The sequence below is a fragment of the Lawsonibacter sp. JLR.KK007 genome, from assembly GCF_036941135.1.
Lineage (GTDB): Bacteria > Bacillota > Clostridia > Oscillospirales > Oscillospiraceae > Lawsonibacter.
The window spans coordinates 670,982-692,858 of record NZ_JAYWSY010000003.1; the positions used below are offsets into that span (position 1 = coordinate 670,982).

25 protein-coding genes are annotated in these 21,877 nt (G+C 64.2%); 23 read left to right on the top strand and 2 right to left on the bottom strand.

All coding sequences use genetic code 11. From position 1 onward, the window contains the following. Positions 1-54 precede the first annotated feature (54 nt). The 5 genes from VV088_RS21480 to smc all read left to right on the top strand — a co-directional run bounded on the left by VV088_RS21480 (position 55) and on the right by smc (position 6,623). Entirely contained in the window at positions 55-435 is a 381-nt protein-coding gene (locus VV088_RS21480) for a GntR family transcriptional regulator (protein ID WP_334602691.1), read from the top strand. Beyond that, positions 432-1,319 (top strand): ABC transporter ATP-binding protein, encoded by an 888-nt coding sequence (locus VV088_RS21485; RefSeq protein WP_334602692.1) that lies wholly within the window; start codon positions 432-434, stop codon positions 1,317-1,319. Before VV088_RS21480 ends, VV088_RS21485 begins: the two co-directional genes overlap by 4 nt. Positions 1,320-1,331: 12 nt before the next feature. Beyond that, entirely contained in the window at positions 1,332-2,027 is a 696-nt protein-coding gene (locus VV088_RS21490) for a hypothetical protein (protein ID WP_334602693.1), read from the top strand. A gap of 6 nt (positions 2,028-2,033) precedes the next feature. Beyond that, positions 2,034-2,822, top strand: a complete 789-nt coding sequence (locus VV088_RS21495; protein WP_334602694.1) for a hypothetical protein — start codon at positions 2,034-2,036, stop codon at positions 2,820-2,822. Positions 2,823-3,041: 219 nt separating this feature from the next. Next, entirely contained in the window at positions 3,042-6,623 is a 3,582-nt protein-coding gene (gene smc / locus VV088_RS21500) for a chromosome segregation protein SMC (protein WP_334602695.1), read from the top strand. Here the strand turns inward: smc and VV088_RS21505 are convergent. After that, the gene (locus VV088_RS21505) at positions 6,620-6,892 is read right to left on the bottom strand and encodes a hypothetical protein (RefSeq protein ID WP_334602696.1); all 273 of its coding nucleotides are present in this window, start codon (positions 6,890-6,892) and stop codon (positions 6,620-6,622) included. The genes smc and VV088_RS21505 overlap by 4 nt on opposite strands. A 75-nt stretch (positions 6,893-6,967) precedes the next feature. On the opposite strand from VV088_RS21505, the gene VV088_RS21510 reads away from it, so the two are divergent. The 9 genes from VV088_RS21510 (at position 6,968) to rsfS (ending at position 13,000) form a co-directional block, all read left to right on the top strand. Continuing rightward, on the top strand, positions 6,968-7,180 hold the full coding sequence (locus VV088_RS21510; protein WP_334602697.1) for a helix-turn-helix domain-containing protein: 213 nt from the start codon (positions 6,968-6,970) through the stop codon (positions 7,178-7,180). 18 nt (positions 7,181-7,198) lie between these two features. Beyond that, entirely contained in the window at positions 7,199-7,474 is a 276-nt protein-coding gene (locus tag VV088_RS21515) for a zinc ribbon domain-containing protein (protein ID WP_334602698.1), read from the top strand. After that, complete coding sequence (locus VV088_RS21520) at positions 7,474-7,779, top strand: hypothetical protein (RefSeq protein ID WP_334602699.1); 306 nt, start codon at positions 7,474-7,476, stop codon at positions 7,777-7,779. Before VV088_RS21515 ends, VV088_RS21520 begins: the two co-directional genes overlap by 1 nt. A 14-nt stretch (positions 7,780-7,793) precedes the next feature. Further along, positions 7,794-8,663: a signal recognition particle-docking protein FtsY gene (ftsY, locus tag VV088_RS21525; RefSeq protein WP_334602700.1), complete on the top strand. Its 870-nt coding sequence runs from the start codon at positions 7,794-7,796 to the stop codon at positions 8,661-8,663. Positions 8,664-8,802: 139 nt separating this feature from the next. Further along, on the top strand, positions 8,803-9,390 hold the full coding sequence (locus tag VV088_RS21530; RefSeq protein ID WP_334602701.1) for an XTP/dITP diphosphatase: 588 nt from the start codon (positions 8,803-8,805) through the stop codon (positions 9,388-9,390). A 98-nt stretch (positions 9,391-9,488) separates the two neighbouring features. After that, positions 9,489-9,806 carry a YhbY family RNA-binding protein gene (locus tag VV088_RS21535; RefSeq protein ID WP_334602702.1) on the top strand — a complete coding sequence of 106 codons (318 nt, stop codon included), beginning with the start codon at positions 9,489-9,491 and terminating at the stop codon, positions 9,804-9,806. A 22-nt stretch (positions 9,807-9,828) separates the two neighbouring features. Further along, complete coding sequence (yqeK, locus tag VV088_RS21540) at positions 9,829-11,040, top strand: bis(5'-nucleosyl)-tetraphosphatase (symmetrical) YqeK (protein WP_334602703.1); 1,212 nt, start codon at positions 9,829-9,831, stop codon at positions 11,038-11,040. A gap of 4 nt (positions 11,041-11,044) precedes the next feature. Then, the gene (locus tag VV088_RS21545; protein ID WP_334602705.1) at positions 11,045-12,589 is read left to right on the top strand and encodes an LCP family protein; all 1,545 of its coding nucleotides are present in this window, start codon (positions 11,045-11,047) and stop codon (positions 12,587-12,589) included. A gap of 24 nt (positions 12,590-12,613) precedes the next feature. Beyond that, positions 12,614-13,000: a ribosome silencing factor gene (gene rsfS, locus VV088_RS21550; RefSeq protein WP_334602706.1), complete on the top strand. Its 387-nt coding sequence runs from the start codon at positions 12,614-12,616 to the stop codon at positions 12,998-13,000. A gap of 46 nt (positions 13,001-13,046) precedes the next feature. Here the strand turns inward: rsfS and VV088_RS21555 are convergent, their stop codons facing one another. Continuing rightward, on the bottom strand, positions 13,047-13,943 hold the full coding sequence (locus VV088_RS21555; protein WP_334602707.1) for a diacylglycerol/lipid kinase family protein: 897 nt from the start codon (positions 13,941-13,943) through the stop codon (positions 13,047-13,049). Positions 13,944-14,119: 176 nt separating this feature from the next. Here VV088_RS21555 and VV088_RS21560 point away from each other — a divergent pair, with 176 nt between their 5' ends. From VV088_RS21560 to VV088_RS21600, 9 genes are all read left to right on the top strand, one after another. Next, positions 14,120-14,833: an AzlC family ABC transporter permease gene (locus tag VV088_RS21560; RefSeq protein ID WP_334602708.1), complete on the top strand. Its 714-nt coding sequence runs from the start codon at positions 14,120-14,122 to the stop codon at positions 14,831-14,833. Then, positions 14,824-15,159 (top strand): branched-chain amino acid transporter permease, encoded by a 336-nt coding sequence (locus VV088_RS21565; RefSeq protein WP_334602709.1) that lies wholly within the window; start codon positions 14,824-14,826, stop codon positions 15,157-15,159. The genes VV088_RS21560 and VV088_RS21565 overlap by 10 nt, the downstream gene beginning before the upstream one ends. Before the next feature lie 57 nt (positions 15,160-15,216). Continuing rightward, the gene (gene ymfI / locus VV088_RS21570; protein ID WP_334602710.1) at positions 15,217-15,954 is read left to right on the top strand and encodes an elongation factor P 5-aminopentanone reductase; all 738 of its coding nucleotides are present in this window, start codon (positions 15,217-15,219) and stop codon (positions 15,952-15,954) included. 108 nt (positions 15,955-16,062) lie between these two features. Continuing rightward, positions 16,063-17,148, top strand: coding sequence for a putative glycoside hydrolase (locus tag VV088_RS21575; RefSeq protein ID WP_334602711.1), 1,086 nt, complete (start codon positions 16,063-16,065; stop codon positions 17,146-17,148). A 202-nt stretch (positions 17,149-17,350) separates the two neighbouring features. Continuing rightward, a complete protein-coding gene (locus VV088_RS21580; protein ID WP_334602712.1) occupies positions 17,351-17,665 on the top strand; it encodes a hypothetical protein in 315 nt (104 codons plus the stop codon). Then, on the top strand, positions 17,665-19,605 hold the full coding sequence (locus tag VV088_RS21585; RefSeq protein WP_334602713.1) for a V-type ATP synthase subunit I: 1,941 nt from the start codon (positions 17,665-17,667) through the stop codon (positions 19,603-19,605). Before VV088_RS21580 ends, VV088_RS21585 begins: the two co-directional genes overlap by 1 nt. Positions 19,606-19,620: 15 nt before the next feature. After that, on the top strand, positions 19,621-20,154 hold the full coding sequence (locus VV088_RS21590) for a V-type ATP synthase subunit K (RefSeq protein WP_334602714.1): 534 nt from the start codon (positions 19,621-19,623) through the stop codon (positions 20,152-20,154). Between the two features lie 23 nt (positions 20,155-20,177). Beyond that, on the top strand, positions 20,178-20,864 hold the full coding sequence (locus tag VV088_RS21595; protein WP_334602715.1) for a V-type ATP synthase subunit E: 687 nt from the start codon (positions 20,178-20,180) through the stop codon (positions 20,862-20,864). 17 nt (positions 20,865-20,881) lie between these two features. Beyond that, on the top strand, positions 20,882-21,868 hold the full coding sequence (locus VV088_RS21600; RefSeq protein WP_325227846.1) for a V-type ATPase subunit: 987 nt from the start codon (positions 20,882-20,884) through the stop codon (positions 21,866-21,868). Positions 21,869-21,877: the final 9 nt, after the last annotated feature.

The following is a 21,877-nucleotide window of genomic DNA, read 5'->3' on the forward strand; positions in this document are numbered from 1 at the left end:
TTACACAAGTAATGAACCAATAAACGACAAGCAAACCACTGCGGAGGTGATCAAGTGCGCGGAACCTTAAACGACCAGTCCCTGCTCTATCTGCAGATTGCCCGGATGCTGGAGGACGACATCCTCCGGGGGGTCTACCGGGAGGAGGAGCAGGTGCCCTCCACTAACGAGCTGGCCCGGGAGTACAACATCAACCCGGCCACCGCCGCCAAGGGCATCAATCTGCTGACGGCGGAGGGCATTTTGTACAAGCGCCGGGGCATCGGCATGTTTGTGGCGAAAGGAGCGGAGGAAACCGTGAAGCAGAAACGAAAGGCCGCCTTTTATGACGGCTACATCAAGCCTCTGGTGAAGGAGGGGGCCTCCCTGGCCCTCACCAGAGAGGAATTAGTGGCCATGCTGGAGCGGGCCATAGGAGAGGAGAAGGAAGCATGAACACTGGTATCCTGAAAGCAAAAGGGCTGTGCAAGTCCTACAAGGACAAGGAGGTCCTCCACGACCTGGACCTGACCGTGGAGCCGGGCAAGATCTATGGCCTCATCGGCCGCAACGGAGCGGGCAAAACCACCCTGCTGGGCATCCTCACCGCCCAGAACACCAAAAACGGCGGCGAGGTCACCTACAACGGCCAGCCGGTGTGGGAGAATCAGAGGGCCCTCAACGACATCTGCTTCTCCCGGGAGCTTCAGGCCACCCTGTTTTCCGGGCCCAACAACCTGAAGGTGAAGCACTATCTCAAATCCGCCGCCATCTACTACCCCAACTGGGACATGGACTACGCGCTGCGGCTGCTGGACGAGTTCAAGCTGGAGACCAAGAAAAAAATCTCCCAGCTGTCCAAGGGCCAGATGTCCATGGTGACCATCCTCATCGCCCTGGCCAGCCGGGCCCCCATCACCATCCTGGACGAGCCCGCCGCCGGGCTGGACATCGTCATGCGGGAGCGGTTCTACCAGCTTCTGCTGGAGGACTTTTCTCAGACGGGCCGTACCTTCATCGTCTCCACCCACATCATCGAGGAGGCGGCCTCTGTCTTTGAGCGGGTCATCATCCTGGACGAGGGCCGGATCATTGAAAACGCGGAGACCGAGGAGCTGATCAGCCAGTTCCGCTATGTCTCCGGCCGGGAGGACGTGGTGGACCAGGTGTGCACCGGGCTGGAGGTGCTGTCCACCCACCAGATGGGACGGCACAAGACGGTGGCCGTCCGGGGGGACATGGTCAAGCTGGAGGCCGCCCTGGCGGCGGACGTGGACGTGGCCCCCATGAACCTGCAGAACGTCTTCGTGGCCCTGTGCGGCCACGGGGATGCCCAGTAAGGGGGGAGCGAAATGGTGAAATCCTTCCGGTTTCTTCTCAGCTATTCCTGGGTCAACCTGGGGGCGGTCTTCGGCTTTGCCGCCGTCGTGATTGTAGGCTGTTACATCACCGGTGTGCCCGGCAACCCCAATGTGGGCAACCTCTTTGAGACCTACTACGCCATGTTCCCCACCATGATCCTGCTGTGTCTGTTCCTCTACGCCTTCGCCATGTGTACCAACAACCTGAATCTGGGGCTGTCCATGGGAGCCCGGCGAAGGGATTTCTTCTGGGCCATTCAGGGCAATATGGCCTTCTACGCGGTGGTCTGCTGGGGGCTTCAGCTGTTTATGTCCGCTTTCCCCGCCCTTGCCAACTGGGAGATACGGGACAAATGGGCTTTGCTGGACCTGTTCGACGGCCGGGTGTGGGTCTTCCCTCTGGTGTGCATGGTGCTGATGGTGCTGGGCTGCCTCAGCGGGCTGGTGCTGGTGAAAAGCAAGATTTTGGGCACCATTCTGGTCACAATATCCATCTTTGTGATGATTTTTGTCTCAGTGTTTATGATCCTCTCCGCCGACACCGGGGTTATGAACTACCTGGTGGAGACGGAGTGGGGCTGGCTGTGGACCACTCTGCCCAGGATCATGATTGCCGTGCTGTCCGCTGGCGCGGTGGGCGGAGAATTCCTGATCTGGAAGGTTGTCCAGCGTTATGTTGTGAGGTGAGTTGCGATGCTGAAACTGTTTCAAAAGCTGGTAAAGCTGAATCTGGACGACCTGGCCCTCTACCTGGCGGTGGAGGGGGGCCTGTTCCTGGTGATTCAAATCATCATTGGGTGCGTCATGCACTTTGGCCGGCCGGACACCAGCGTCACTGTGTCCTGCATTCTGTTCCCCATTGTGGGCGGGTTTACCGCCCTGGTTGCCGGGATTTCCCACGTGGGGGTCAGCTTTGACCAGGCCCTGCGCTTCGGCCAGACCCGGAAGCGGGCCCTGGGCCTGACCCTGGGGCTGTGCGCCTTCGAGTCCGCCTTTGCCCTGGCCCTGGGCGGAGCGCTGGCCGCTGTGGAGCGCTTCCTCTGCGTCCCTCTGTGGGCAAAGCTGGCGGGAATGAACGGCTGGGTGATGGGAGGGTCCGGTGTGATGGAATTTGCGGCCTCTCCCGGCCACGATGCCCCTATTACCGGGAAGGTCTTTGAGAATATGGCCGGGGAGCTGGTCTCTGTGCCGGAAAAGACCCTGATTATTGAGGCCTTCACCCTGGACTGGTACTGGTGGCTGCTGATCTTCGCCCTGGCCGTAACCGGCGGGCTCATCGTGGGGGCGCTGCTCCAGCGGTTCGGCGGCAAGGGCGGCTGGATCATCTGGGGTATCTGCGTCGTTCCCATGCTTCTGAGCCAGATTTTTCCCCAGAAGCTGGTCTCCTCCGCTGAATTGATGATCCCTGTGCTGGCCGTCCTCTTTGTGGCCGGGTTCCTCTGGTCCGTCTGGTCCCTGCTTCACGCAGCGGTGCGGGCGTAGAGAGGAGGGAGCCGCATGCAGACCCTGGTGATCCTGCTGGCCCTGACGGTGGGTGTGCTCAAGTCGGGAAAATATCGGAAATAACAGACGGACGGCCCCAGGGCCGTCCGTTTTATGTGATTTGCGATTGCATTTCAGCGGCGCATTTGGTATAATGTAACATCTATCGGTCTGTTGATACGAGGACGGGACCGCAGTCTGTCCCGCAAAGAATATGAGGTGTCCTGTTTGTATTTAAAAGCATTGGAAATCCAGGGGTTCAAGTCCTTTCCCGACAAAACGGTCCTGACCTTCGGGGAGGACATTACCGCCATCGTGGGTCCCAACGGGTCGGGCAAGTCCAACATCTCCGACGCCATCCGCTGGGTGATGGGGGAGCAGTCCACCCGGGCCCTCCGGGGGGGCAAGATGGAGGACGTGATCTTCGGCGGCACCGCCAAGCGCAGGCAGACGGGCTACGCCGAGGTCTCCCTGGTGCTGGACAACACCTCCCACCTCTTTGACATGGAGGAGAGCGAGGTGATGGTTACCCGGCGGTACTACCGCTCGGGGGAGAGCGAATACTATATCAACCGCCGCTCCGTCCGGCTCAAGGACGTGAACGAGCTGTTCATGGACACCGGCCTGGGCCGGGAGGGCTACTCCATCATCGGCCAGGGCCGCATCGACGAGATCCTGTCGGTGAAGTCCGCCGACCGCCGGGAGGTCTTTGAGGAGGCCGCCGGCATCTCCCGCTACCGCCACCGGAAGGAGGAGGCGGAGCGCAAGCTGGAGCGCACCGACGAGAACCTGGTTCGCATCAACGACAAGATTTCCGAGCTGGAGCTCCAAGTGGAACCCCTCCGGGAGCAGAGCGAGAAGGCGAAAAAGTTCCTGGTCCTCCGGGACGAGCTGCGGGGGCTGGAGATCTCCGTCTGGCTGGACACCCTGGAGCGCCTTCGGGCCAGCAGCATCAAGCTGGAGGCCGACTATCAGGAGGCCGCCCGCCGCCGGGAGGAGGTAAAGGTCTCCCAGGAGAAGGCCTACGCCGCCGCCGAGCGGTTTTCCGAGGAGATGCGGGAGAAGGACCTGGAGGCCGACCGGCTCCGCTTTGCCCTCCAGGGGCGGCAGGCCCAGGCCAACGAGCTGGAATCGGCCATCGCCGTGCTGAAGAACAACATCCAGCACAACCTGGAGTCCGCCCAGCGCATCCGGGCCGACCTGGAGCAGCAGGAGGGCCGGGAGGGCTCCCTGTCCGAGCAGATCGGCCAGCGGAAGAGCCGTCTGGCCGAGATCGAGGCCCAGCTGACCCAGGGCCGGTCCGACCTGGAGGCCAAGAGCCGGGAGGCCGACGAGGCGGTCCGCTCCGCCGGCACCCTGGCCAGAGAGCTGGAGGACCTGCGCAGTCAGGCCGACCTGGGCGCCGCCGGAGCCGCTGAGGCCAAGGCGCTGCTGTCGGCCCTGGCCGCCGCCGCCCAGGAGGTCATGGACCGGGACGAGACGGTCCGCCGGGAGGCCCACGAGCTGGAGGACCGGCTGGAGGAGGCCCAAAAGGAGGCCCGCGCCGCCAAGCGCCGGTACGACAGCGCGGTGGAGGAGCGGGACGCGGTCAAAAACGTGATCCAGGGCTACCAGCTGCGGATGGATGCCCGAAAAAAGAAGTGGGACCAGACCAGGGACGCCCACATGAAGCTGCAGATGGAGGAAAACGCCCTCGCCTCCCGGATCAAGCTGCTCACCGAGATGGAGCGGGAGCACGAGGGCTACACCAAAGCGGTCAAGCTGGTGATGAACGAGGCCCAGCGGGGGACCCTGCAGAACATCCGGGGTCCGGTGGCCGGCCTGCTGAAGGTCCCCGACCGGTACACCGTGGCCATCGAGACCGCCCTGGGCGGGGCCATGCAGAACCTCGTGGTGGACCGGGAGGAGGACGGCAAGGCGGTCATCCAGTACCTGAAGCGCCGGGACGGGGGCCGGGCCACCATCCTGCCGGTCAGCTCCATCCGCCCCGGCTTCCTCCGGGACGAGGCGGACCTGAAGAAAGAACCCGGCTTTGTGGGCGTCGGAGACCAGCTCATCTCCTTCGATCCCCGGTACAAAAACGTCTTCTCCAACCTGTTGGGCCGGGTGGCCGTGATGGAGAACCTGGACGCCGCCATCGCCGCCGCCCGGAAGTACAAATACTCCTTCCGCATCGTCACGTTGGACGGCCAGGTGCTCAACCCCGGCGGGTCCATGACCGGCGGCTCGGCCAGCCGCAGCGCCGGCATCCTCAGCCGGGCCAACGAGCTGGAGCGGCTGAACGGCCAGCTCCAGGACATCCGCCTCCAGGTGGCCGAGGCGGTAAAGGCGGCGGCCGAGGCGGAGCGGGAGAACACCGCCGCCGCCTACGAGCTGGAGACCGCCCAGAGCCAGCTGCGCCAATGGGAGGACGCCATCCTGAAGGCGGAGGGCGAGCTGTCCCAGAGGCGCACCGTCGCCGCCGAGCTGGCGCGCCAGCAGGGGGTGCAGCAGGAGGAGCTGGAGCAGCTCAAGAGCCGGGCCGCCCAGATCGAGACCGACACCCAGGCGGCCCGGTCCCGCATCCAGACCCTGGAGGGGGAGACCGCCGCCCTGAAAAGCGAGGCGGAGGGCAAGGCCAGGGGGCAGACCGAGGTCCAGGAGCGGTCCGCCCGCATCGCCCGGGAGGCGGCCGCCCTCACTGCCGCCCAGGCCGCCCTGGAGGCGGAGCGGGAGGCCACCCGGTCGGGCCTCACCGAGCTGGAGCGGCTCAAAGCCAGCATGGCCGGGGACCGGGACCAGAGCCGGGCCCTGATGGCGGACTACGAGGCGAAAAACGCGGGCTTCACCCAGGAAATCGAGGAGAAGCAGGCCGCCCTGGCCGCCCTTCAGGAGGAGAGCCGCAGCCAGAATGAGACCATCGCCCAGCTGAACCAGGAAAAGATCGACCTGGAGGGCCAGCGGGTGAAGGCCACCAGGGAGAGCCAGTCCCTGAACGAGGAGCTGCTGAGAACCGAGGGGGAGGTCTCCCGGCTGGAGCAGAAAAAGGTGTCTGCCTCCATGGAGGAGAAGCAGCTGCTGGACAAGCTGTGGGAGAACTACGAGCTGAGCCACGAGGCCGCCCGCCAGCAGCGGGTGGAGATCGAGTCGGTCCAGAAGGCCAGCCGCCGGATCTCTGAGCTGAAGCGGTCCATCTCCTCCCTGGGCAACGTGAACGTGGGGGCCATCGAGGAGTTTTCCCGGGTGAACGAGCGGTACACCTACCTCACCGACCAGCGGGACGACGTGGATAAGGCCAAAAAGGAGCTGGAGGAGATCATCGCCGGCATCACCAACGAGATGAAGGCCATCTTCCAGCGGGAGTTCACCACCATCAACGAGGCCTTCGGCCAGACCTTTTTGGAGCTGTTCGGCGGCGGCAAGGCCACCCTGGAGCTGGAGGACCCGGAGGACATCCTCAACTGCGGCATCGAGATCAAGGTCCAGCCGCCGGGCAAGGCGCTGAAAATCATCACCCTGCTGTCCGGCGGGGAGAAGGCTTTTGTGGCCATCGCCCTGTACTTCGCCATTTTGAAGGTCCGCCCCACCCCCTTTGTGGTGATGGACGAGATCGAGGCCGCCCTGGACGACGCCAACGTGGTGCGCTTCGCCCACTATATGCGCACCATGGCGGAGCGGACCCAGTTCATCGTCATCACCCACCGCCGGGGCACCATGGAGGAGGCCGACGTGCTCTACGGCGTGACCATGCAGGAGCAGGGGGTGAGCCGGATGCTCACCATCAATTTGAATGACGTGGAGAAGGAGCTGAACATCCGCTAAGCGCCCATTGTCCGGGCCAGCCCCCAGCCCAGATAGATTCCGGTGAAAAAGGACGCCCGCTCCTGGAGGGCGCCGTCAAAGTGTATGGCGTCCTCCAGGCGGTCAAAAAGAGCCTGGGCGTCCGGGTCGGGAAGCTGCCTGCAGGCTTGCCAGACCTCCGCCAGATATGCCTCTCGGGAAATTCGCTCTGGCATTTGCCGGTAAATCTGGTATGATAGGTCTTGCAGTTCCGGGATGTTGTAGAGCAGCTCGAAAAGACTGAAGTTCATTGCAACAACTCCTTTTGGCTTAATTTATACGTATTATACACGCAAAATTTTGGTGTGTCAAGTGAGGAGACGAAAATGAGTCAATTTTCTGATTCCTTGAAAACAATTCGGAATCAATCGAAAAAAACGCAGCGGGAAACTGCGGAATATCTGGGAATCAAAATCCGCACTTATCAGAATTATGAGGGCGGACAGAGTGAACCGAACATTTCTTCCCTCATCAAGCTGGCGGACTTCTTCATGGTCAGCCTGGACGAGCTGGTGGGCCGGGACTGGATCGGCCGCTAGATTGGGGGGAAAAGCACCATGAACGACAACGAGAAAAAATCCGGCGACTGGAAGCTGATCGTGGGGGGCATCCTCCTGATTATCGTGCTGTTCATCGCCATCAACTTCATATTCTGGGGACTGGGGCAGATGGTCCCCAGGCAGAACGTAGATGTTTCCCAGAGCGCTTCCGCGTCCCTGGACGTGTCCGGCGAACAGGACGCCCCCAGCTTCTGCATCCACTGCGGCAAGGCCCTGCCGGACAGCTTCCAGTGGGGGCAGTTCTGCCCGTATTGCGGAGAGAAGGTGGAATAATGGAACAACTGAAATGCCTGCGCTGCGGCGTGGAAATGGAATTTGTTGGCCGGGAAAAGATACAGCTGGGCCAGACGGGCTGGCTTCTGGGCGACTTGGGCAATCTGATTGCCGGGGCGCTGGAGACGGCCATTTTTACCTGTCCCAAATGCGGCAAGCTGGAGTTTTTCCGGGGAGATTTCTTCGACGGCGAGGGCGAGGAAGCCGGAAGCATTGCCGAAACGCGCTGTCCCAGCTGCGGCGTGCGCTATGAGATGGATTACCCCAAGTGCCCCCGGTGCGGGGAAGCAAATCCAAATTGGTAAGGGAGGCAGACGCCATGGGCTTTTTTGACAAGCTGAAAAAGATCAACATTTTTGCCGGCTTCGGCTCGGAGCTGAACGACGACTTCTATGACGAGTTGGAGGAGTCGCTGATTCTGGCGGACACCGGCATGGATGTCACCCTGGAGCTGGTGGAGGAGCTGCGCCGCCGAACGAAGGCGGAGGGCGTGAAAACCGTCGAGGGAGCCCGGGAGGTGATGGTGGACGTCATTGCCGGAGCCCTCAGCGCCGGGGACCTGTCCCTGGATCTGTCCACCCGTCCTTCTGTGGTGCTGTTCATCGGGGTGAACGGGGTGGGCAAGACCACCACCATCGGCAAGATCGGCCACCAGCTGCGGGACCAGCGGAAGAAGGTCCTCTTCTGCGCCGCCGACACCTTCCGGGCCGCCGCCGCCGAGCAGCTCACCATCTGGGCCGACCGGGCGGGGGTGGACATCGTCAAGCAGCAGGAGGGGGCCGACCCCGCCGCGGTGGTCTTCGACGCCCTGTCCGCCGCCAAGGCCCGGAACACCGACGTGGTGCTGGTGGACACCGCCGGCCGGCTGCACAACAAGCAGAACCTGATGAACGAGCTGAACAAGATTTCCCGGGTGATCGACCGGGAGCTGCCCGGCTGCGCCCGGGAGACCCTGCTGGTGCTGGACGCCACCACCGGCCAGAACGGCCTGATCCAGGCCAAGCAGTTCAAGGAGGCGGCGGGGATCACCGGCATCGTCCTCACCAAGCTGGACGGCACCGCCAAGGGGGGCATCGCCATCGCCATCGCCAAGGAGCTGGGGGTGCCGGTGAAGTACGCCGGCGTGGGCGAGGGCATCGACGATTTGAAGCCCTTTGACGCCCGGGAGTTCGCCCAGGCGCTGATTTGATGCTTTTTCTGGAAGGAAAAAGCATCCCAAACAGAACGTCCTGGAAAAACTGCGTTTTTCCTCCCTGTGCCGGGGTGAAAATTTAATAGAATATCAATAGACAGAAAGAGAAAATATGGTAGAATAAGGGGAAGCCTGTATGAAGCTGGTACTGGCCAGCAAGAACCAGAAGAAGCTGGTGGAGATGAACGATATCCTGTCCCATCTGGGAATCGAGGTCTGCTCGGAGGCGGAGGCCGGGGTGGACCTGGAGGTGGAGGAGACCGGGACCACCTTTGAGGAGAACTCCCTGCTGAAAGCCAAGGCGGTGATGGAGGCCAGCGGCCTGCCCGCCATCGCGGACGACTCGGGCCTGTGCGTGGACTGCCTCAACGGTGCGCCGGGGGTGTACTCCGCCCGGTACGGCGGCGAGGGCCTGGACGACGCGGCCCGCTACCGTCTGCTGCTGGAGAACATGCGGGGGCAGATGACAAGGGCGGCGAAATTCGTCAGCGTCATCACCTGCTGCTTCCCCAACGGGGACGTACTCACCGCCCGGGGGGAGTGCCCCGGCGCCATCGCCTACGCCCCCATGGGGGAGGGAGGCTTCGGCTATGACCCGGTGTTCTTCGTCCCGGAGCTGAAAAAGACCTTCGCCCAGCTCACCGCCGGGGAGAAAAACGCCATCTCCCACCGGGGGAGGGCGCTGGAGGCGTTTCAGGCCAAGCTGGAGGAGTATTTGAGATGAATGCAGGGGGCGGCGCCCTCGCCGCCCCGCTGTTGACAGGCGTATGACGGGCCGCCGGGGGCGGCGGCCCCTACAAAGATGAAAACGAGGATTTTTGAATGGAACTGACAAGCAAACAGCGTGCCCAGCTGCGGGGCCTGGCCAACAGCATCGACACCATCTTGATCGTGGGCAAGGACGGCATCGGGGACAACCTGGTCAAGCAGGCCAACGACGCCCTGGAGGCCCGGGAGCTGATCAAGGGCCGGGTGCTGGAAAACTCCCTCCTCTCCCCCCGGGAGGCGGCGGAGGAGCTGGCCCCCCTCACCCGGAGCGAAATTGTCCAGGTGATTGGAACAAAATTCGTATTGTACCGTCCAAGTCATAAGAAGGACAAAAAGGATAAAATTTCCTTAGTGAGCGACAAAAGAAAATAACGGACTGAAAGAGGTGTTCACGTTGAAAATCGGCATTTTTGGCGGAACCTTCAACCCGCCCCATCTGGGGCATCTGGCGGCGGCCCGGGCGGCCATCGGCGCGCTGGGGCTGGATAAGCTGCTGATTGTCCCGGCGGCCGTTCCGCCCCACAAGGAGCTGTCCGAGGACGCCCCCGCGCCCCGGCGCCGGCTGGCCATGGCGGCCAAGCTGGCCGACGCCCTGCTGCTGCCGGACAAGGTGGAGGCGTCCGGCCTGGAGCTGGACCGGACGGGCAAGAGCTACACCTCCGACACGCTGGAGGCGCTGCGGAAGCAGTACCCGGAGGCCGAGTTGTGGTTGCTCATGGGGCGGGATATGTTCCTGACCCTGGACCAGTGGCATCACGCGGCGGATATTGTGGCCCAGGCGGGCATCTGCGCCTTTGGCCGGAGCGGGGAGGACGGCCAGGCGGTGTTTGCCCCCTATCTGGAATTTCTGGAAGAGGCGTTCCCAGATGCGCGGGTGGAGATTATCGACGTCCCCGGCCTGGTGGACATCTCCTCCACCCGCCTGCGGGAGCTGCTGGCGGAGGAGAAGGGGGCGGAGTACCTCCCCCCCTCAGTTTACGGGTATATCCTGATGAACGGCCTCTACGGAACCCGCGCCGATTTGAAGAGGCTGGACATCCCCGAGCTGCGGGCCTGCTCCTACTCCATGGTGCTGGAAAAGCGGGTGCGCCACATCCGGGGCACCGAGGAGGAGGCAGTCCGTCTGGCCCGCCGCTGGGGGGCGGACGAGACCATGGCCCGCCGGGCGGGCATCCTCCACGACTGCACCAAGTATCTGTCCGGGGAGGAGCACATCGCCATCTGTGAACAGTACGGCGTCCCCCTGGACGAGTTGGAGCGCACCGCCCCCAAGCTGCTCCACTCCAAGACGGGGGCGTGTATGGCCCGCCACGTTTTTGGAGAACCTGATGAGGTGTACGAGGCCATCTTCTGGCATACCACCGCCAAGGCGGACATGACAACCCTGGAAAAGATCCTGTATGTGGCCGATTACATGGAGCCCAACCGGGACTTTGACGGGGTGGAGCAGCTGCGCCAGCTGGCCTATCAGGACCTGGACAAGGCCCTGCTCCTGGGGGTGGAGACCACCGTGCAGGAGATGCGGGACCGGCAGCTGCCCGTCCATAAAAATACCCTCCAGGCCCAGGCCTGGCTGCGGGAACACGGCGTAACGATCGAAGGGTGAGACTATGAGCGAATTTCACGAGAAGCACGGCAAGCGGGAGGCCCCCGGCGGCGAATTTCCCCTGATCCGCTGGTGGCGGCAGCACCGGGCCTGGGTGGCCGGGCTGGACCGGGGCGGCAGAATCAAGTACCGGCTCTATCTGGCGCTGGTGGTGGCGGCCATCCTGATCATCGCCCTGTACCTGTTCCTGCGGTCCTGGCTCCGCCTGCCCGAGGTGCCCGACCTGCCGGGGGCCAACATCAACACACCGGGGGAGACCTCCCAGACCCAGCCAGGGCAGCCGGGGGACATCTCCTTTGCGGGGGCCGAGCTGCCTGACGTGGCGAAAAGCGGCCGGAAGGAGGGCTACTACACCTTCCTTCTGTGCGGCAAGGACGTGGTCAGCAACTCCACCGACACCATGATCCTCATCACCTACGACACCAAGGGCAAGTCCATCCACGCCATCAGCCTGCTGCGGGACACCATGACCAACACCAGCGCCAAGCGGGGAGCCCAGAAGCGGCTGAACGTGACCTTCACCCGGAACATGGGAGGCCAAGATCTGTCTGATCAAGAGCGGGTGGAAAAGGGGATGGCCGCCCTGCGGCAGGAGGTCAGCCGCCTCACCGGCGTCTACCCCGACTTCTACGTCCTGGTGGAGTGGGAGGCCATCGGCCGGCTGGTGGACGCGGTGGACGGCGTGTACTTTGACGTCCCCTACGACATGGACTACGACGACCCCACCCCTGGCCAGGACCTGCACATCCACCAGAAGAAGGGCTACCGCCTGCTGGACGGCCAGGACGCCATGGAGGTCATCCGGTTCCGGAAAAACAACAGCGGCAGCATCTCCCTGGGGGACGTGGGCCGCACGCAGATCCAGCGGGACTTTCTCACCGCCGTGCTGAAAAAGTGCCTTACCCCGGAGATCCTGCTGAAGCTGCCCTCTCTGGTCCAGATCTTTACCGAGAATGTGGAGACCGACCTGACGGTGGGCAACATTCTGGCCTTCGCCCAGCTGGCCATCGGGATGGACGCGGAGAACAACGTGAGCTTCTCCTCCATGCCCTACTACGGGGTGATGTACGATGGAGCGTCGCTGGTGTGCGTCCAGCAGAACGAGATGCTGGAGCTGCTGAACAGCGGCATCAACCCCTATCAGGATGAGATCAAGGCCAGCGACCTGCAGCTGATGTACAAGAAGTCGGGGGGCGGCTTCGGTGTGACCAACGGCACCCTGGCCGACCCGGCGGCGGCCAATCGCCCCGCTCCCAAGCCGGCGGAGCCTGACGAACCTGACGAGCCTGACGAGCCTGACGAGCCTGACGAGGACCCCGACGCCGTCGGCTCGGACACCAACGCCGGCTCCGGCACAACCTCTGACCCGGGAAGCAGCGCCGATCCCGGGGCCGTCGGCCCGGGCGCCTCGACCAACCCGGACACGGACCCTGGAACCACCACCAATCCCGGGGACATCGGGAGCATCGACCCCAGCGTGGTGTTCCCGGACCTGTCCCCCGACATACAGGGGAACAGCACAGCGGATGAGACACAAGCGGCGGCTTGAACGATATCGAAAGGAGTGAATGGAATGGAATCCTATGAGCTGGCGATTCTGCTGGCCCGTGCGCTGGACCGGAAAAAGGGCGGCGACCTGAAGGTGCTGAAGACCGAGGGCCTGACCACCCTGGCGGACTACTTTGTCATCTGCACGGCCACCTCCAACACCCAGGTCAAGGCCATGTCCGACGCCTGCGAGGCGGCGGCCGAGAGCAGCGGCGAGCGGGCCCACCACATTGAGGGCCACCGGGATGGCACCTGGCTGCTGATGGACTTCTCCAGCGTGGTGGTCCACGTCTTCACCGACGAAGCCCGGAAGTTCTACGACCTGGAGCGGCTGTGGGGCGACGCGGAGGAGATGGACATCTCCAGGGAGCTGGATGAGATGCCCAAGCACCAGAACTGGAGACTGCGCTAACAGAACACGGCCCCGGCGTCCAAGAAAGGGACGCCGGGGCCATGTTTCATTGCTCTCCGCGCACAAGCTTCAATGCCTTTTGACAGTTTTCCACCCGGTTGACTGACTGGCTGCCGCCGAATTCTCCGTCCACCGTCCAGGGGATGGGCTGCTCGCAGCGGAAGGTGAGCTGGCTGGCCTGGAACTGGACCAGCGCCCCTGAGCGGTCTGCCGAGGGGTTGGCCAGGGCCTGGAGCCCGTCGGTGAGGTCGGCCAGGCTGAGGGGCTTTTTCACCAGCGTGACCTCAAACAGCCCGTCGTCCAGCACTACCCAATTGGCGCTGGGGGGGCGGAGGCCGCCGATGGACTGGGAGTTGCTCACCATGCCGAAGTAAAAGTCGTCCTCCAGGATGTTGCCGTCGTACTCCACCTGCATGTGGTAGGGGGCGATGGTGGGCAGGGAGGCGATGCCCGCAAAAATATAGGCCAGGTGGCCGAAGGTGTTTTTCAGCTCCTGGGGGGTGTCGTAGGCCACCTTGGTGAAGGCGCCGAAGGCGGCCACGTAGATGAAGGGCTTGCCGTTGAGCCGGCCCACATCCATGGGGAGGGTCAGGCCGGTCCCGGCGGCCACCAGGGCGGCCTCCCGGGGCTTCCGGGGGAGCTTCAGGGTGGCGGCGCAGTCGTTGGTGGAGCCGAAGGGGATGTAGCCCAGCGGGGGCGGGGCCTTCAGCTTCAGCAGGCCGGAGACGGTCTCGCTGAGGGTGCCGTCCCCTCCGGCGCAGATGACCCGGTCGAAGGACCCGCCCAGCTCCTGGGCGGTGCGGGCGGCGTCCCCTTTGCACTGGGTGGGGTATGAGGTGGTGATCCATCCCGCCTTGGTGAATACGTCCAGCACCGTGGACAGCGCCGTTTTGATCTGTCCGGTGCCCGAGGTGGGGTTAAAGATAAAGAGCAGCTTGTTCATGCCAAAGCCTCCAAACAGGAAGAGATTGATACTATTATAGGGATGAAACGGAAAAAATCAAGGCGGATAGGAAAACTTTACCGGTTCTTAACAGACGGCGGGAAGGGGGTTGCGCGGGGCGGAAAAAACGAGTAAAATAGGAGCGCTCAGATTTTTTCAGACGAGGTGCATTCCACATGAATCGAACGACCCTGGCCGCCGCCTTTCCGGTGACCGTCCCGGTGCTGATGGGCTATCTGGCCATCGGCATGGCCTTCGGGCTGATGCTCCAGTCCATCGGCTGCGGCGTGGGCTGGGCGGTGCTGATGAGCGCGGTTATCTACGCCGGCTCCGGGCAGTACCTGGGGGTGTCCCTGCTGGCGGCGGGGGCGTCCCTGCCTCAGACGGCCTTCCTCACCCTGATCATCAACTTCCGCCACCTGGTCTACGGCCTGTCCATGCTGGAAAAATTCCGGGGCATGGGGGCGCGGAAGCTGTACATGATCTTTTCCCTGACCGATGAGACCTACGCCCTCCTCTCCTCCGCCAAGGCCCCGGAGGGGGTGGACGAGCACGACTTTTTCTTTGCCGTGGCCCTGCTGGACCAGAGCTACTGGGTGCTGGGTTCGGCCATCGGCTCGCTGCTGGGCTCCGCCCTGGCCTTCGACACCACGGGGGTGGACTTTGCCATGACCGCTCTGTTCCTGGTGATCGCCGTGGGCCAGTGGAGGGGCGCGGGGAGCCATCTGCCCGCCCTGCTGGGAGGCGCGGCCGCTCTGGCCGGCCTGGCGCTGGCGGGGGCGGAGGACATGCTCCTGCCCGCCCTGGCCATCATTGTCATTGCCCTGACCCTGCTCCGGCCCCGGCTGGAGGGCGGCGGGAACAGAGAGGAGGAGACGTCATGCACCTGACCCCGGTCCAGATCCTGGCCTACATCGCCGTGATGGCGGGGGTGACCTTCCTCACCCGGGCCCTGCCCTTCCTCCTGTTCGACCGGGGGGACCATCCCCCCAAGCTGATCCTCTACCTGGGCCGGGTGCTGCCCCCGGCCATCATCGCCATGCTCATCGTCTACTGCCTGAGAGGGATCACCTTTGCCTCCCCCGCGGGCTGGGCGCCCCCCCTCATTGCGGGGCTGGCGGCGGTGCTCCTCCACATCTGGAAGGGCAACGACCTGATCTCCATCTTCGGGGCCACAGTCCTTTATATGGTTCTGGTCCAGGGGGTATTCGCGTAAGGGAAGGGATGGATCAGCCCCTGCTGTGGGGGCTGATCCTGAAAAAGGGGTGTTTTTGTGGCAAACGTACTCATTACCGGCGGCTCCCAGGGCATCGGCAGGGCGGCGGCCCGGCTCTTCGCCCAGGAGGGCTGGAGCGTGGCGGTCAACTACAACTCCAGCCGGGACGGGGCAGAGGCTCTGGTCCGGGAGCTGGCCGGGCTGGGGGTGGGGGCCGTCCCAATTCAGGCGGACGTCTCCCTTCCCGAGCGGGCGGAGGGGCTGGTCCGGGAGGCGGAGGCCGCCCTGGGTCCCCTGGACGCCCTGGTCTGCAGCGCCGGGGTGGCCCTGCCCCAGCAGCTGCTCACCGATACCACGGACCGCCAGTGGCGGCAGCTGATGGCGGTGGACCTGGACGGGATGTTTTACACCCTGAGGGCGGCCATTCCCGGGATGGTGCGCCGGAAGCGGGGGGCCATCGTGACGGTCTCCTCCATGTGGGGGGTGACGGGCGGCTCCTGCGAGGTCCCCTACTCCGCCGCCAAGGCGGGGGTCATCGGCCTGACCCGGGCCCTGGCCAAGGAGCTGGGCCCCTCGGGTGTCCGGGTGAACTGCGCGGCCCCTGGGGTGATCGACACCGCCATGAACGCCCACCTCACCCCGGAGGACCTGGCCGCCCTGGAGGAGGAGACCCCTCTGGGCCGCATCGGACAGCCGGAGGAACTTGCTCAGGCCATCCTTTTTCTGGCCTCGGACCGGGCCTCCTTCATCACCGGCCAGGTGCTGAATGTGGACGGCGGAATGGTGATCGGATAAAATATTTCACGAAAATTAAGAATTCAGCCCAGGATTAGCGGTTGTAAAATGGGCAAAAACTTGGTATAATAAAGCACTCACAAAAGCTTCGGCGTTGGGAGGGGAATCATGGGCCGGGCCAACAGAGATGTAGGCGGCTATCGGGGCCGCCGGACCATTACGGATATTTTGAAGTTTATCGCGGTCGCTTTGGCGGTGGTGGTGGTCCTTGTGCTGGCTGGACTCTACTTTGCCCAGCGTTATGTTGTCTATACCGACGAGGGTCCCAAGCTGGAGCTGCCCCCCTTTCTGCAGATGTTCCGCCGGGAGGAGGACCCCGGCGGCTCCGCCTCCCTGCCCGACGTGAGCGTGGTGGTGGACTCCAGCGCCGGAGAGCCGGAGCCGGATCAGGTCCGGCTCCCGGAGTACGCGCTGGAGCTGCCGGTGGAGGACGTGGTCAGCGGAGCGGCCGCCGCCAAGCTGGAGCAGGCCGGGGCGGACACCCTGATCCTGACGGTGAAGGCTCCGAGCGGCCAGCTGGCCTGGTGGTCGGAGGAGTACACCGCCCAGTGGTCGGAGGTGTGCGGCCCGGAGGAGGTGAACGCCGCCCTGAAGGCGTGGAACGAGGGGGAGGTGTACACCGTGGCCCGGGTGTGCTGCTTCCAGGACGACAGCGCCCCCTACTCCCGGAACAAGCTGGCCCTGCGCCGGGGGGACTACAACTGGCGGGACGCGCTGGGCCTGCGCTGGCTCAGCCCCGCCCAGGAGGACGCCCAGGCCTATCTGGCCGGCCTGTGCACCGAGCTGGCCTACCTGGGCTTTGACGAGATCCTGCTGGAGCAGTGGCATTTCCCCATCCAGGGCAATGTGGAGAACATCACCCGGGGGGAGCGGTACGATCCCGCCCAGTTCACCGCCAGCCTGGAGACCTTCCTCGGCCAGGTGCAGACGGGCATCGCCCCCTACGGGACCAGGCTGTCCCTCCGGGTGGAGCGGGACACCCTGGCCGGGACGGAGCAGGTCAGCGGCGTCACCGCCCAGCTGCTGGAGGGGTACGCCGCCCGGATCTGGACGGCGGAGGACGGCCTCCAGCCCGCCCCCCTGGACCTGCTGGAGCAGGCGGGGATCTCCGGCGGCCGGGACCGGCTGGTGGCCATCGCCGCCGCGCCCGGCGAGGACCGCTCCGGCCCCCAGGCCGTCCTTCTGGAACCGTAACAGCCCCAGGCGTTCCGCCGGTTTCGCCGGCAGAGCGCCTGTTTTTTTGCGCAAAAATAGAAATGTGTTCAAAAAACCGGCAAATACGGAAAATTGGCTGGGTAAAAAGGGAGAAAAAGGACTTGAATTTTTGGGAGAAAGTTACTACAATGAATAGTAGCAAATCTCTCCATTCCAGCATTTAGAAAAAGGTGGTGAAAACATGGCATTGGAAGCAATCCAGACGGTTACCCAGGCGGAGGCGAAGGCCAAGGCCGGCCGGGAAGCCGCTGCCGCCCAAGCCAAGCAGAAGCTGGCCGACGCCCAGCGGGAAGCAAAGCAGACCGTGGAGCGGGCCCGTCAACAGGCCCGTGAGGAAGTCCGCCAGATGATGGCAGAGGCGGAGGCCAAGGCCGCCCAGTTGACCCAGGAGGAGCTGGCCCGGGCTGCGGCGGACTGCGAAACATTAAAGCGAAATGCCCGGGAGCGGCTGGAAGAGGCCGCGCAGTTCATCGTTGGAAGGGTCGTGGAACGGTAATGGCCATAGAAAAAATGAAGCACCTGCGCATGGTGGCCATGGCAAGCGACCGGGAGGACCTGCTCCGCAAGCTCCAGCATATGGGCTGTGTGGAGATCGTCCAGCCGGAAGCGGACCCGGAGGCCCCCCTGTGGGCCTCCCTCGCCCGCCCGGACACGGGAGGGCTGGCCGCCGCCCATGAGGAGCAGCTCCAGGCCGAACGGGCCCTGGAGGTCCTCAAACGGTACGCTCCGGCCAAGAGCGGCTTTTTGGCGCCCCGGCCCAGCGTACCGGAGAAGGACCTGCTCAACCCGGAGCAGACCCGGCAGGGCATGTCTCTGGCCCAGGAGGTCCACGGGCTGGACCGCCGCCTGTCCGCCATCCGCGCGGAGCAGACCAAGCTGGAGGCCCAGAAGGAGGCCCTGCGCCCCTGGCTGAACCTGGACCTGCCTCTGGAGACCGGCTCCACCCCCCAGGTGGTGTTCCAGCTGGGCACCCTGCCCGCCAGCCTCCCCATGAACCAGGCCGAGGGCGAGGTCCAGGCCGCCGGCGAGCTGGCGGAGCTGACCGAGGTGTCCGCCAGCCGGGAGTCCCACTACTGCACCCTGGTGTGCCACGCCAGCCAGGGGGACGCGGTTCTGGAGACGCTGAAGAACCTGGGCTGGTCCCGGGCCAACCTGCGGGACTGGACGGGCACTGCGGCGGAGAACCTGAAGCGCCTGGAACAGGAGACCAGGGCCCTGAAGGAGGAGGCCTCCTCCATTGAGGAGAAGCTGTCCGGCATGGGGGATCGGAACGCCCCCCTGCAGAAGATGGCCGACCTGGCCTGCATCAACGTCAGCCGGGAGGAGGCCCGCAGCCGTCTGATGGACACGGGCGAGACCTTCCTGCTGGAGGGCTGGGTCCCTTCGGAGCGCTGGCCCGCCCTGGAGCGGGAGCTGTCCGCCTACCCCTGCGCCGTGGAAGCGGCCGACCCGGCCCCGGAGGAGTACCCCCAGGTGCCGGTGAAGCTGAAAAACAACTGGTTCACCAAGCCGCTGAACATGGTGACGGATATGTATTCCCTCCCCGCCTACGGCTCGCTGGACCCCAACCCCCTGATGGCCCCCTTCTTCATCCTGTTCTACGGGATGATGATGGCGGACATGGGCTACGGACTGATCATGATGCTGGCCTCGGTGGTGGTCATCAAGAAGGCCAAGCCTGACGGGGCCACCATGCGGTACATGATGCCCCTGCTGGGGCTGTGCGGTGTGAGCACCTTCCTGTGGGGGGCGGCCACCGGCGGCTTTTTCGGAGACCTGATCCCCCAGCTGGTCCAGCTGATGAACCCCGGCAGCACCTTTGCCCTGCCCAAGCTGTTCGATCCCCTGGATAAGGCGGTGAACGTGCTGGTGGGCGCGCTGGTGCTGGGCGTGGTGCAGATCTTCACCGGCATGGCGGTCAGCATGTACAAGCAGATCAAAGCAGGCGAGACCATGGCCGCCCTGTGCGGCGAGGGAGCTTGGTTCCTGGTGTTCATCCTGGCCGGAGCGGCCGCGGTGAGCGGACAGATCATCCCCTGCGTGGCCGCCATCCTGGTGGTCCTGGCGCTGACCCAGGGCTACGGCAAAAAAGGGATTGTGGGCAAGCTGATGGGGATCGCCGGTTCCCTGTACAACAACGTCACCGGATATTTCAGCGACATCCTGTCCTACTCCCGCCTGATGGCCCTGATGCTGGCCGGCGCGGTCACCGCTCAGGTGTTCAACACCCTGGGCGCCATGACGGGCAATGTGATCGCCTTCTTCATCATCGCCATGGTGGGCAACGCGCTGAACTTCGCCCTGAATATTCTGGGCTGCTTTGTCCATGACATGCGCCTGCAATGTCTGGAATACTTCGGGCGGTTCTATGAGGACGGCGGAAAGCCCTTCCGCCCCCTGGACCTGGATACAAAATACTACAAGGTAGTAAAATAAGAGGAGGAAATTATCATGATTGACACTGCATTGGCTCTGGAAGCAACCCAGCTGGGAACTCTCTTCGGCGGCTTTGGCGGCCTGGCTCTGGCCCTGTTGGGGGCCGGCCTGGCGGTGGGCCTGAGCTGCGTCGGCTCCGCCAAGGGCACCGGCATCGCCGGCGAGGCCGGTACCGGCCTGCTCAGCGAGGACCCCAGCAAGTCCGGTAAGGTCATGGTCCTGCAGCTGCTCCCCGGCACCCAGGGCCTGTACGGCATGGTGGTGTGGTTCTTCGCCATCAACAGCATGGGCCTGCTGGGCGGCGATTTTACCACCCTGCTCAGCGAGATGACCGTTTCCCGCGGCATGGCCTACTTTGCCGCCTGCATGCCCATGGCGCTGGGCGGCCTGCTGTCCGCCATCGCTCAGGGCCGCGTGGCCGCCGGTTCCATCAACATCCTTGCCAAAAAGCCTGACGACTGGTCCAAGGGCCTGATCCTGTGCGGCATCGTGGAGTTCTACGCCATCCTGTCCCTGCTGGCCTCCATGCTGATGCTGCTGCAGTTCTGATCCCGCAGGAAGGGGACTGTAGTATGGAAGGAATCAATAAGATCACTGCCAAGATCGCCCAGGACGCCCAGGCTGATATCGACAAGCTGATGGCGGAGACCGGGGCGAAGCTCCAGGCCATCCAGGCCGACGCTGCGGCCCAGGCCCAAGAGGAGGCCCATGAGATCGTCGAGAAGGGCCGCATGGCCGCCGCCGAGCGGCTGGAGCGGCTGAAATCCGCCTCCCAGATGGAGCGGCGCAAGCTGGAGCTGGCCGCCAAGCAGGAGGTGCTGGGCGAGGCCTTTGACCTGGCCCTGGAAAAGCTGTGCACCCTGCCGGAGCAGGAGTACATCGACCTGCTGGCCCGGCTGGCCCTGGAGGCATCCTCCTCCGGCAAGGAGCAGATCATCTTCTCCCAGAAGGACCGGGCCAAGGTGGGCAAGCAGGTGGTTATGGCGGTCAACGATGCGCTGCTGAAGGAGCGGGCCCCCGGCCTGCCCGAGGAGGTCACCAAGTCCCGGATGGGCACCCTGATGGATAAGCTGATCCACAACACCACCGCCATCGTCACCGGCGCGGGGCTTACCCTGTCCGAGCAGACCCGGGAGATCAAGGGCGGCTTTATCATGGTGGACGGCGACGTGGAGATTAACTGCGCCTTCGAGACCCTGGTCCGCCTGCAGCGGGAACAGATGGAGAAGAAGGTCGCCAACGTTCTGTTTCAATTGTAAGGAAGGGGGCATTTGATTTGTCCCATCGCAGAAAAGATACGGATTATCTGGCCATCTCCGCCCGGATTCGGGCCATGGAGAACCGGCTCCTCACCCGGGAGCGGATGGACCGGATGATCGAGGCCCGGGACGACGCCGAGGCGATGAAGCTGCTGGCCGAGTGCGGCTATCAAGATGCCGCCGGGCTGGACGCGGCTCTGGCCCAGGCCCGCGCCGGGGTGTTCAAGGACATGGAGCAGGGCGCTCCCGACCCCCGCCTGGTGGAGGTCTTTCAGATCAAGTACGACTACCACAACGCCAAGACCATCCTCAAGTCCCAGGCTGTCGGGAACGACCCGGAGCGCCTGCTGCTGGCCGGAGGCCGGTATGACCCCGGTCAGCTGCTGGACAGCTGGAAGCGGGAGGCCCTCAGCGGCGTCTCCGAGACCTTCCGGAAGGCCATGGAGCAGGCCGGAGCGGCCCTGACGGAGGGGGGCGACCCCCAGCGGGCCGACCTGATCTTGGACCGGGCCTGCTACGCCGAGATGGCCCGCCTGGCTGACGAGCTGAAAAGCCCCTTCCTGCAGGGGTATGTCCGCCTGTCGGTGGACGTGGCCAACCTGCGGGCGGCCGTCCGGGTGGCCCGCATGGGCCGGGAGGGGGACTTCCTGCGCCAGGTGCTGCTGCCCGGAGGGAACGTGTCCGAGACGGCCATCTCCTCCGCCCGAGTGGAGGCGCTGGGCGAGGTGTTCCGGTCCGGCCCGCTGGCTAAGGCGGCCGGCCTGGGGGAGAAGCTGGCCCAGCCAGGCGGAGGCTCCCTCACCGCCTTCGAGCGGGAGTGTGACAACGCCCTCACCGCATACCTGGCCGCCGCCCGCCGCATCCCCTTCGGGGAGGAGACGGTTATCGGCTACCTGTACGCCAAAGAGCTGGAGTTCACCGCCATCCGGGCCATTTTTGCCGGACGGGCGGCGGGACTGGATGGGGATACCATCCGCTCCCGGCTCCGCGAGACCTATGTGTAAGGGGGTGGG